This window comes from Mesorhizobium sp. M1295 (genome assembly GCF_040318135.1).
Taxonomy (GTDB): domain Bacteria; phylum Pseudomonadota; class Alphaproteobacteria; order Rhizobiales; family Rhizobiaceae; genus Mesorhizobium.
This window is the reverse complement of the sequence record NZ_JAMYLU010000028.1, coordinates 62,991-70,632: the sequence shown is the minus strand read 5'-3', so window position 1 is coordinate 70,632 and position 7,642 is coordinate 62,991. Positions and strand designations below refer to the sequence as shown.

General features: G+C 58.7%; 7 protein-coding genes. 2 read left to right on the top strand and 5 right to left on the bottom strand.

Going from position 1 to position 7,642, the window contains the following annotated elements:
* Positions 1-1,741: 1,741 nt before the first annotated feature.
* The 3 genes from NKH29_RS28300 to NKH29_RS28290 all read right to left on the bottom strand — a co-directional run bounded on the left by NKH29_RS28300 (position 1,742) and on the right by NKH29_RS28290 (position 2,953).
* Positions 1,742-2,005 (bottom strand): SDR family NAD(P)-dependent oxidoreductase, encoded by a 264-nt coding sequence (locus NKH29_RS28300; RefSeq protein ID WP_352706234.1) that lies wholly within the window; start codon positions 2,003-2,005, stop codon positions 1,742-1,744.
* Positions 2,006-2,013: 8 nt separating this feature from the next.
* Positions 2,014-2,412 carry a DUF2231 domain-containing protein gene (locus NKH29_RS28295; protein ID WP_352706236.1) on the bottom strand — a complete coding sequence of 133 codons (399 nt, stop codon included), beginning with the start codon at positions 2,410-2,412 and terminating at the stop codon, positions 2,014-2,016.
* A 298-nt stretch (positions 2,413-2,710) separates the two neighbouring features.
* Positions 2,711-2,953 carry a hypothetical protein gene (locus NKH29_RS28290; protein ID WP_352473700.1) on the bottom strand — a complete coding sequence of 81 codons (243 nt, stop codon included), beginning with the start codon at positions 2,951-2,953 and terminating at the stop codon, positions 2,711-2,713.
* 187 nt (positions 2,954-3,140) lie between these two features.
* Here NKH29_RS28290 and NKH29_RS28285 point away from each other — a divergent pair, with 187 nt between their 5' ends.
* Both NKH29_RS28285 and NKH29_RS28280 read left to right on the top strand, forming a co-directional pair.
* A complete protein-coding gene (locus NKH29_RS28285; RefSeq protein ID WP_023677856.1) occupies positions 3,141-3,665 on the top strand; it encodes a YciE/YciF ferroxidase family protein in 525 nt (174 codons plus the stop codon).
* A 206-nt stretch (positions 3,666-3,871) separates the two neighbouring features.
* Positions 3,872-5,038: a glycoside hydrolase family 1 protein gene (locus NKH29_RS28280; protein WP_023677857.1), complete on the top strand. Its 1,167-nt coding sequence runs from the start codon at positions 3,872-3,874 to the stop codon at positions 5,036-5,038.
* A 139-nt stretch (positions 5,039-5,177) separates the two neighbouring features.
* Here the strand turns inward: NKH29_RS28280 and glf are convergent, their stop codons facing one another.
* The gene (glf, locus tag NKH29_RS28275) at positions 5,178-6,320 is read right to left on the bottom strand and encodes a UDP-galactopyranose mutase (protein WP_352920928.1); all 1,143 of its coding nucleotides are present in this window, start codon (positions 6,318-6,320) and stop codon (positions 5,178-5,180) included.
* A gap of 2 nt (positions 6,321-6,322) precedes the next feature.
* A complete protein-coding gene (locus NKH29_RS28270) occupies positions 6,323-7,495 on the bottom strand; it encodes a glycosyltransferase family protein (protein WP_353001096.1) in 1,173 nt (390 codons plus the stop codon).
* Positions 7,496-7,642 lie beyond the last annotated feature (147 nt).

Sequence of the window (7,642 nt, the reverse complement as noted above, 5' to 3'; positions counted from 1 at the left end):
ATCACAAGGTGTCCACCTATTTTGGTGGACACCTCATGCATCAGAGCACTCAACAGCAAAAGGTGCGGGGAAATTCGCGCTTACGAATGGGTATTTCTAGCTGAGTACGAGAATGAGACTGAGCGAATGTCTCCCAGATGGGATCGGCATCGCCAGAGGATAAGAGACTTTTTTGTTGAGCATATGGGATCAGACACCGTCGATGCCAGCCAACTAAAATGGGAAGTGGAGGGCTGAACCAACCCCTTTGCTCTGCTTCCCACCCCTCTCGGTCATACCGCATTTATGAGTTCACGACCTAGGGCGTCGTCAGCTGTGAGCGACCATCGCGCTTCCGCCCCGATCGGGAGACAGCGCAGATGGAAACCTCGTTCAAGAACGAACTGTTGCGGCGCCTGAGCGCGCCGGATCTGACATTGCTGCAGCCTCACCTCGAAGGCCGTCACTTGGGACTGACGACGCACCTGGAGCAGGCCTCGGTCCCGATTGACACCTCGATTTCTTCGAGAGCGGTCTCGGGTCAATGGTGGCGAAGCTTCGGGCTGAGGTCGAGGCCGAGGTTGGCATTATTGGCTTTGACGGTATGACCGGATCAGCCCTGGTCATGGGTGAGGACCAGTCCCCGCACGATTGCTTGTTCAATTGAAGGCTGAAGCTATTGCTATAGACGCGCGTTGGCGGATCGTTCTTATGGGCAGCCCGAGGCGGAATACATCCGACTGATCGGGACGCCCCGTTGCTCATGATGTCACCCGTGCTGCCCTCTCTCCCGTCGCTGACCACATTCGGGAGGTGGCGATTGGCACCTGTAAGGACGTTCTGGCAAGGGTTGTCCAACGGTATGAAACCGCAGTGTCGATTCAGGACAGGATCGTTGAACATTGCAAGGAGGTCGGATTAACACCGCAAGCAGATGAAGCTTTTTTGCAGGCCTTGTGGTTGTCGCTGGCGAAGGCCAGGACGGCCTTGGAGCGTGAGGTCCCCCCGGCACCGCTGCAAGCGCACCTGGCCGGCCGCTCTAGTCCTGGACAATTGCCGACCTCGTCGCTGGTCAGCATGCCAGAATGTCGATGGCGGAAGCCATGAGGACCCCGATTGAATGTTCTCATTCGTTTGTGATCGGGGGTGCAAGGCAATCCGGCTCCAGCGCATGTTGGCCTCAGAAACAAACCGGGGTCGCATCCGTTCAGCATCGCGAAGGACGAGACGGCTGTCCACGGCCTTTCCGGTACTGCAAAGGAGACATGACGTGCTCGGCCGCAGAGGGGGTTTTCGAAGACCATCTGAGGCTTCGCGCCGCTGGCGACATCGAGGAGGATCTTAGGCGCAACTATGCTGTGGACGTGGTCCTCTTGACCGCGAATTCGAATTTAGAGGCCATGATGCCGTCCGCCTGTCGTCCAAACGCCTGCGCGAGCAGCTGCCTCAAGGTGAGTTCAACTACATCGCAAAACAGGTCCGCGGCCCCTATACACTGCTGATCTGGTCGGCAACTTCGTCCAGGTCCGACGCCATTGAGGGCGCCGACAGTTCCGTCATTCAGGACGGCAAGATTGTCTTCCAGTCCATTCACTACAGGTTGCACCCCAAGGGGGCTGGGGAAGCCGGCGGGCTCTTCCACTCACCGCATCCGACTGGTCACAAGCTTTGTTCAGTACCGGCGCCATCCACCAGAAACGTCCTGATCACACATGCGGCGGGATTTCCTCGAAGCGGCCGAAAAGCAGGACTGCGGCGCAATTCACCCACACGTCGATCCTGCCGAAACGCGACACGGCAAAGCTGCGCATTCTCCACGGGCCGCATCGTCCGCCATATCGGTGGCAAAGGTCAGCGCCTCACCGCCCAAGCCGGCGCACTCCTTGGCGACCTTGTCGAGTGCGTCCGCGTTTCTTGAGACCAGCACTAGCCGTGCGCCTTTGCGCGCCAAACCCAGAGCAGTCGCTCTGCCGATGCCGCTCGAGGCGCCGGCGACCACGACGACGGCTCCCCGCAGTTCGGCCATTCGTCAACCTATCGGGATAATTCCGGGCGGGAGTTGAGATCCTCACCCTCTTCGGGATGGACGCCTACCCTGTGTTCGTAGACAAGCGTTCCGCCTTTCCAGCCGGTGTAGACGAGCAGCAGAACGACAATCGTTGATAGCGCCAGGCCCCAGGGCAAGGCGCCCTCGGCGGCACCGGCGCTTAGGCGCAGCATGAAGCTGGCCAGCGCCAGCACCACGGCCACGACATTGCCGACCATATGGTGCCACGCTGCATTGATGGACCGCACCCTTGAATTTCCAAGAAAATCGGTAAAGCCGGCCAGCGCCGCGGCAGCGCTCATCAACAGGACAAAGCCGGGCAACCAGAAGGATGCTTCGGCCCAGAATGCATTTCCGGTGGACCAGATGCCGCCGACGCCGTGCAAAACCGCCGGCCCTACTTGTTCTTTTTGAGGAGACGAGCTTCCCTCAGGATTGAGCCGCGATCGAAGCCGACCAGCGACATTATCTCGCGTATGTGGTGTTCGGATACGCCTGACTCTCGCGCGAGCTCGCTGACGATTTCAGATTTCGGGCCGAGCCGCCCTTGTTCTTCCGCCATTACACCAATGCCTCGTATTGGGCCAAGAGTGCGACAGTCGCTCCCAAGCGTCAGCGGCCATGTTGTATTGCTGACGATTTGCTATTGTACGGTTCCGGACCAATTCTAGCCAGGGGATTCGCTCAGGTCTGCACTTGCCGTCCAAGCGCCTGCCGGGAAGCCGACAGTAGTTCTTCCTCGTCCACTAGTCCGGCCATGTAATTTGCAATGATCCGGGACGCCAACGCCTTAAGCGCTTCTCCAACCCTCTCGAACTCCGAGAAGAGATCGGGAACCTTGATCAGGTGCGGGCAAAGGTCCGTTGCGAAAAATGCGGCCGCAAGGACTCGATGACAGCGGAAACCCTTCAGGCAGACGATCCTCATTCCGGAACTTCCGCAATGGAGCGCAGCCGAGATGCTCAAGCCGCTGCTGGCGCGGCGGACTTAAATCAGCGGTCAACCCGACCGTCGCTCGCTGTTGGCTGCCGGTGTGCCGTCGCCGAAGGAACAACAAGAGACTGGTCCAGTTAGAGCCATGCATGCGTCGATAGAAATGAAAGAGGAGATGACAATGGCGACGAAAAAAAGCTCTCAGGGCAGCTCCAAGGGCTTGGAAGACCTTTTCTATGATGGTCTGAAAGACATCTACTACGCCGAACGCAAGATTCTGACGGCGCTCCGGAAAATGGCAAAGGGCGCGGAGTCCGAAGAGTTGAAGGCGGCGTTCGAAAAACATCGTGACGAGACGGAAGGTCAGATCGAGCGTCTGCAGCAAGTTTTCGACGCCTTTGGCAAGAGAGCCCAAGGGAAAACGTGCCCGGCGATCGACGGCATCATCGAAGAAGGACAGGAGATTTTGGAGGAATTCGAGGAGGCTCCGGCATTGGACGCGGGTCTCGTGGCTGCAGCCCAGTCCGTCGAACATTATGAAATAGCGCGCTACGGGACTCTTGTCACATGGGCCGGGTTACTTGGCTTGAAAGACGCCGTCCCGCTACTCGAACAGACGCTCAAGGAAGAAAAAGCAACCGATGAGGCGCTCACCCGACTAGGCGAAACAGGCGTCAACGAACGGGCGATGCAACAGGCCGCATAACTTCGGATCGAATCGACGCGACCGCGGCCCCCGGCAGACTGGATTGGAGCTTGGTTGTATTCGCCAATCCAGGCACACGTGTACACCGCAGCCGCCGAGCCGTCGACGTGGTGGTGGCCGACCGGTTTCGACTAGGCCACCGGAACTGACAATGGGGGACTGCGAATGCGATTACTTGCCCACGCCTTGGGCGACAGGATGTTGGTATGAACGAGGATACCGCTCGTCGGCCCACGGCAGGCTCTTCCGGGTTCGACAGCTTTTTCATGGCTGGTTTCGAGTGTTCCTCCCACAGGCGCGCCGACGGGGCCCGTCTTGATCTGATCCGCGCGACCTCACATGACATCCATGCACATGCCGACTATCGCCGTTGTGCCGAGCTTGGGCTTCGCACGATCCGCGACGGCTTGCGCTGGCACCTGATTGAAACAGCGCCCGGAGTCTTCGACTGGTCGAGTTGGACGTCGGCGATCGAAGCAGCCCAGGCGGCCGGGGTGCAGATTATCTGGGATATCTTCCACTATGGCTCGCCAGACCATATCGACCAAGGTGGCCCGGGGTTTATCAAGGCCTACGTCCGTTTCGCCGCGGAAGCTGTTCGGGTTCATCGCTCCGCTACCGGGGTGGCTCCCCTGGTGTGCCCGATCAACGAGATTTCGTTTTTTGCATGGGCTGTGGAGGTCGGCTATTTCCCCCGCGTCGGGCCGAACAAGCGTGGATGGTTCAAACGACACCTTGTCAGGGCAGCGGTCGCCGGCGTGAGGGCCATGCGGGAGGCCGAACCCGGCTGCAGGTTCATCTGGGCTGAACCGCTGATCCATATTGCTCCTCGTGACCGTACTCACCCCGAGCGGCGGCGCGCCGAAAATGCTCGCCAGGGCCAATTCGAGGCGTATGACATGCTGATCGGGCGCGTGGAACCGGAGTTGGGCGGCAGCGAGGACGTTGTGGACGTCATCGGCCTCAACTTCTATCCGCACAACCAATGGTACTTGAATGGCCCAACGATACCGATGGGGCACCACGAATACCGTGCACTTTCGGAATTGCTGGTCGAGGTCGCCGAACGATACAAGAAGCCGATGTTCATCGCCGAGACCGGCGCCGAAGGTTCAGGGCGGCCAGCCTGGCTTCACTACGTTTGCGACGAAGTGCGCGATGCGACGAGCCTCGGTGCACCTGTTCAGGGTATATGCCTGTACCCGGTGACGGCCTACCCAGGTTGGGACAATTCGCGCCACGCCGAAGTCGGCTTGTTCTCCACCATTCATGCGGACGGCTCGCGCACTGTTCGCAAGCCACTTGCGGACGAGTTGGAGCGCCAGCGCCAATCGTTCTTGGCGTTTGAGGAACAACAAGCAAGCGCGCTATAGCCTCGCTGATACGAACAGTGCGCGCTTTTCAGCTGCATCAACAGCACAGCATATCTAGAGCTGTTCGCCGAGAAGCCGAGAAACATCGTTGGTCTCTTTGGCCGTGGGTCGCCCGACGCCGGTCAGGCCGGCGCATCATTCACTCGGCCGCCTCGCGCTGCGTCGGCGTGACGAGCATCCCGTTTGCTGGCAGGCGTGTCTGAATGCGCCCGAACGTAGCCAATGCCTGGCCGACCACCTGATCCATATTGTAATAGCGATATGTTGCAAGACGTCCGACGAACCAGACCTCCGGGCACGCCGCGGCCAAAGCTTCGTATCGTTTGTACAAAGCCTCGTTTTCGGCCCGCGGCACCGGGTAATAAGGATCTCCGACGTCGGTGGGGTATTCGTAGGTGAGGCTGGTCTTCGGACTCTGCTGACCGGTCAGATGCTTGTACTCGGTGATCCGTGTGTATTTTTCCGTCTGCGGATAGTTGACGACGGCGACCGGTTGAAACTGCTCGCAATCAAGCGTCGTGTGCTCAAAGCGCAGCGAACGGTAGGGCAAGCGACCAAGCTTCCAGTCGAAATACTCGTCGATCGGACCGGTATAGATCATCTGCTGGAAGGGGATCTTGTCGCGAATTTCGCGGTAGTCGGTCTGCAGCATGATCTTGATCTTGGGACTATCCAGCATGCGCTGAAACATGCGCGTATACCCGCCTGCCGGCATGTTCTGGAAGCTGTCGCCAAAATACCGATCGTCGCGATCGGTCCGGGTCGGGACTCGCGCCGTCACTGACTTGCTCAACTGGGAAGGGTCGACACCCCACTGCTTCCTCGTGTAGCCGCGGAAGAATTTCTCGTAGAGCTCTCTGCCGACTGTGCTCACCACGACGTCCTCGGCGGTGCGGACTTCTTTGACCGTTTCGCGTCGGAAACCGAAGAAGTCCTGCAGCTGCTCGGACGTCAATTCAAGGCCGTAGAGGCGGTTTATGGTGTCGAGATTAATCGGTATCGGCAGCAGCTTTCCATCGACAAGCGACAGCACGCGATGTTCGTAAGGCCGCCATTGCGTGAATTGCGACAGATAGTCGACGATCGATTGGGCGTTGGTGTGAAAGATGTGAGGCCCGTAACGGTGAATTAGTATTCCCGCCTCGTCGTAGCAGTCATAGGCATTGCCGCCGACGTGATTTCGTCGGTCTATGATCAGGACGCTTTCCTGCCGTTGCGATGCGATACGCTCGGCCAGCACACTGCCGGCGAAACCGGCCCCTACGATCAACCAGTCGAACACGCTCACGCCCTCCTCAGGAATGGGACGACGCTCTTCATCGCATGGGCGCGCTCGATGTGGGCAGCCATCGCGCTCCAGGTCTTCTCCCAGGACATGTCGGCGAGGTAGGCGTCGGCTTTCTCCACCAGGAAATCGCGGGGGTGGGCCAGGATCGAGCGAAGCTTGGCCTCGATGTCCTCCGCCTCGACAATCTCGACAAGGCCTTCGACGCCGTAGGTACGCACAACGTCGACGATCGCCGTGGACAACACCGGCAGTCCTGCCGCAAGAAACTCGGGAGTCTTGGTCGGGCTGATGTAGCGGGTCGCTTCGTTGAGCGCGAACGGCATCCAGCCGGCACTCCAATGCCTGAGATAGTTCGGCAGGTCTGCATAGGACTTGCCGCCCAGCCAATGCAGGTTGCCTGCCGTGGGAAGGCTCGCCCGATCGATCTTGACGACAGGGCCGAGCATGACAAAATGCACGTCTGGCATTGCCGCAGCCGCATGCGCGATAAGTTCAAGGTCGAGCCGTTCGTCGATGACCCCGAAGTACCCCACCCTCGGGTGAGGTATGTCGGCCTGATCGAACGGGTCTTCACCTGGCGCCCTAGCCTGATGGAAATGGGTAACGTCGATGCTGCTCGGGAAGGGAAAGATCGCCCGATGCAAGCTGCGCTTGGCCTCGTAGAGGCTCTGCCCGCCCGTGAAGACGACATCGGCACGTTGCAACAGCGCCTTTTCCAACTGCGTCAACTCTGCGGGAGCGTCTTTGAACGCGGAGAGTTCATCCATGCAGTCGTAGACGCAGACGTCACAGGCGAGATGATCGCTGAAGCGTAGCGCCATGGGCGTGTAATACCAGGTCGTCAATCGGTCATGCGGCGTGGAGGCGAGGATCTGATCGACGAACCTGCGCTGGATTGCGTCCGCCCTGGTCGCGGAAGTACCAACTGGGATCAGCGGCGTCACTATTCTGATCTTGGGGGTAATATTGTGCACCCGCATCGAAGGGTGGCGCCTCTCATCGAAGATCGGCTCTTCGAAGTAAATTAGCTGCTGCTGTTTTGACGCCAGGGTCAGAATGTGTTGTGGTCTCTGATATACGAAGTTCCATCGGAGGTGTGAAAAGCAAATTAAAATAGACGATTGTACAGGATTTTTTGGTGTGTTGGCCCGGCCAGCCGCCATTTCCATGTAGATTATCCTTCGATATAGTTACAAAATGCCTCGACTAACAAAAGTCAATCGAGGCAGCTTTGACATGAAGTTCGCAGCCTTCTATATAACTTCCATCCCGATAAGTTGTTCCATAGCTCCAAACTGTCTCGGGCGAGACCAGCC